We start from the raw sequence: 3,375 nt of genomic DNA on the forward strand, positions 1-3,375 counted from the left end.
CCGCCGGGCAGGACACGCCTCCGCTTCGCTTCGGCGAAATTCCCGCGCAAGCGCGGGAATAGAATTCCGCAAGCGGAATTCAGAGGCGGTAGGTAAACCCGCTTCGCGGGTTTACCTGGATTCCCGCAAGCGGGAATCCCAGCTGGCTGGGAGGGGTCGGTGCATCACGTGCGGCACTGTGTAGGTTCAGAAATTCCGGGCCACTCCTGTCAGTTCACTCCCCGATATCTCACCATCGGTCAAGGCTGGCACCCCTGTCGAGCCCAGTGGACTCCGCTTCGCTTCGCCCACCCTGAACGCCCGTCACCACTCGCCCCAAAAATCATCGTCCGAGAAACATGCCACCTCCGGGCCGGTTTTGTTCCCGAATAGCGCCGTACATCACCCTGGATCGGGAGCCTTCAGCAAGCCTGATGCATCAAAGCAATGCACTGTGTAGAGTCAGTGTTGCAGACGCACCCCCGTGTTCGACTCTCTTGCGGGCTTCGTGCGGTCAAGGAAATCCCCTCCAGCATTCCATGGAAGGATCGGGGACATGCCCATCGAGTTGCGGGACCACCAGGTCGAGGCGGTCGACGCGATCATTCGCGCGCTGGACATCCCGCCGGGCGGGGCGGTTCCGGCGGACGGGCTGCGGGCACAGGTTCACGCGGCCTGCGGGACCGGGAAGACGTACATCTGCGCGGCGGCCGCGCGGCGGATGGTGCCGCGTGGCCGGGTGCTCGTCCTGGTGCCGACGCTGGCGTTGCTGGGGCAGACCATCAAGTCGTGGCGGGAAGTGGGGCACACGGGGCCGGCGGTCGCGGTGTGCTCGATGGAGGACGACGTCGAGCTGTGGTCGATGGACGTGCGGTGCACGACGAACCCGATCCGGCTGGCGATGTGGCACGGCTCGGGGCCGGTGACCATCTTCGCGACCTACAGCTCGCTGGGGGTGCTCGCGGAGGCCTTCGAGGGCGCCTACGGCAAGAGCCTGGACCCGCTGGACCTAGCCGTGGTCGACGAGGCGCACCGCACGTCGGGGAGTCTGGGGAAGGCGTGGGCGGATATCCACCACCAGGACGTGATCCCGGCGGCCCGGCGCCTGTACGCGACGGCGACCCCGCGTATCTGGCAGGAGAGGCCGGCGCCGTCGTGGGAGCTGCGGGAGGGGGAGCGGCTTGAGCGGTTGCCGCAGGAGATGGCCGCGTCCATGGACGACGAGGCGATCTTCGGGCCGGTGGCGTGGAAGCTGCCGCTGTCCGAGGCGGTGAAGCGGGGGCTTCTCGCCCGGTACCAGATCATCGTGGCCGAGCTCACCGACCCGGTCGTCACCCCCGAGCGCCTGATGAGCCCCGAGAAACGCAGCGAGGAGATCCGGGGCCAGCGGCTCGGCGCGCTCCAGGCCGCCATGCTCCACACCATGGCGCAGCACGGGTTGCAGACGATGATCACCTTCCACCACCGGACCATCGAGGCGCAGGCGTTCGCGGAGGGCCTGTCGGCCGTGGCGGCGAAGCTGCACGCTGGTGACCCCGAGTTCTACCCGGAGCGGGTCTGGGCGGACTGGCTTAAGGGCGAGCACGCCGGCGAGCGACGCCAGCGGGTGCTGGCGGAGTTCGGGCGCAGCGCGCGGCGGGCGGTGCTGGCGCAGTGTCGGGTGCTGGGTGAGGGCGTGGACATCAGGGCGGTGGACTCGGTGGCGCTGTTGGATCCGAAGGGGGCGCCGCACGACATCGTGCAGGCGGTCGGGCGGGCGCTGCGGCAGAAGCCCGGTGAGGGGAAGCTGGCGTCGTTGATCGTGCCGGTGTTCCTTGAGGAGGGCGAGGCACCGCAGGACATGTTCACCTCTGGGAGTTACCGGCCTTTGGTGAGTGTGCTTCAGGCGCTTCGGGCTCATGATGAGGAGGCCGTGGAATTGCTGGCGATTCCTCAGGTCGAGCAGACGAATGTGGTTGAGCCGTCCATGGATATCGGTTCGGAGCCGCAGGAGGGTGAGCAGGAAAGCCGGATGCTGCTGCGTTTCTCGGCTCCCAGGGATCCGGTGATGGTTGCGCGGTGGGTGTCGTTCAATGTGATCGACACGGAGCGGCAGGACTGGGCGCGCGGGTGGTCCGCGGCGGAGAGGTATGCGAAGCGGGAGGGGCATCTGCGGGTGCCGTTCGATCACCGCGAGGCCGCGAGGGAGGGGTTGGAGTACGCGAAGGCGTACCCGTTGGGGCACTGGGTGAGTGAGCAGCGCAAGGCGTACGCGGCCGGGTTGATGGAGGGCAAGCGGGTCGAGCGCCTCGAAGCCCTGGGCATGGTGTGGGACCCACTGGACGCGGCGTGGGAGGAGAACTTGGCCGCGTGCCGGGTCTACTTCGAGCATCACGGCACCCTCGCCGCTCCCCGTACGGCCACCGCGTTGGACAAGCCGGTGGGGCAGTGGTTGTCCAACCAGCGCCGGCCCGGTGTGCTGGCTGAGCGGCCGGACCGGGTGGAAGCCCTGGCCGGGATCGACCCGGACTGGAACCCCGGGTGGCCGCTGGACTGGCAGCGCCACTACGCCGCTGTCGCCGACTGCGTCGAAGGTGGGGCGCAGTTGTCCGATCTGCTGCCGGGGGTGACGGTGCACGGGCTCGATGTCGGTCGGTGGTTGGAGCGGCAGCGTCAGCACATCGTCTGGCACGGGCTGATGGACGGGCAGCAGGGGCGCCTGGCCGCGCTCGGCGTCGAGCCGCTGGCGGCCCCGGCCGGGGAAGCGGCGCCGAAGAAGAAGGCCGGCGCCGGGAAGCCGAGCGCGTTCGACCGGGGCGTGGTCGCGCTCGCTGTGTACCGGGAGCGGGCCGGGTCGGTGACCGTGCCGCGCCAGCACGTGGAGGAGATCCCGGGCGGCGACGGCGGCACGGTGGAGGTGAAGCTCGGGGTGTGGATCTCCAACACCAAGAGCCGCCGGGCGAAGCTGACCGGCGAGCAGCTCGACCAGCTCGCCGCGCTCGGGCTCGACTGGCGCTGACCCGGCCGGGCCCGGTGATCGGGCGGCTGTACGGCCGACCGATCACCGGTTGCCGACTCTCCACCCGGGGCCCCGGCCACGGGGACGCGGCGGGCAGCGCAGGCCCATCCCATCGGCACCCGAGTAACAAGATCAGAAACGCAAAGGAGATACGGCGAACGCGACACCGGACGGTACGGCTTCGCGCCGCTGCTGACACCACGGCCGAACTTCACAGGTGGGTGCGGGCGCGCAGCGGGCCGGGTGGGCCGCAGGACGGGACACGAGTGCAAGCCGGGCATACGCCCCGGTCTGAGTCCCGGGGGGCCAAGGCCAACGGGGCGTGGGGGAGAGCAACCGAAGATAGGGGTGGGAGGGAGGCGGGGAGCCCCCTATAGGGGCGAAAGGTGCAGGAAGAG

Annotated in this window: 1 protein-coding gene; it reads left to right on the forward strand. The window is 69.4% G+C overall.

Features of this window, described 5'->3' with window-relative positions; genetic code table 11:
- Window positions 1–535 precede the first annotated feature (535 nt).
- Window positions 536–2,977 (forward strand): Helicase associated domain protein, encoded by a 2,442-nt coding sequence (locus tag ACFVX9_RS16340; RefSeq protein ID WP_387982140.1) that lies wholly within the window; start codon window positions 536–538, stop codon window positions 2,975–2,977.
- Window positions 2,978–3,375: the final 398 nt, after the last annotated feature.

This window comes from Kitasatospora sp. NPDC058243, from assembly GCF_042882025.1.
Taxonomy (GTDB): Bacteria; Actinomycetota; Actinomycetes; order Streptomycetales; family Streptomycetaceae; genus Kitasatospora.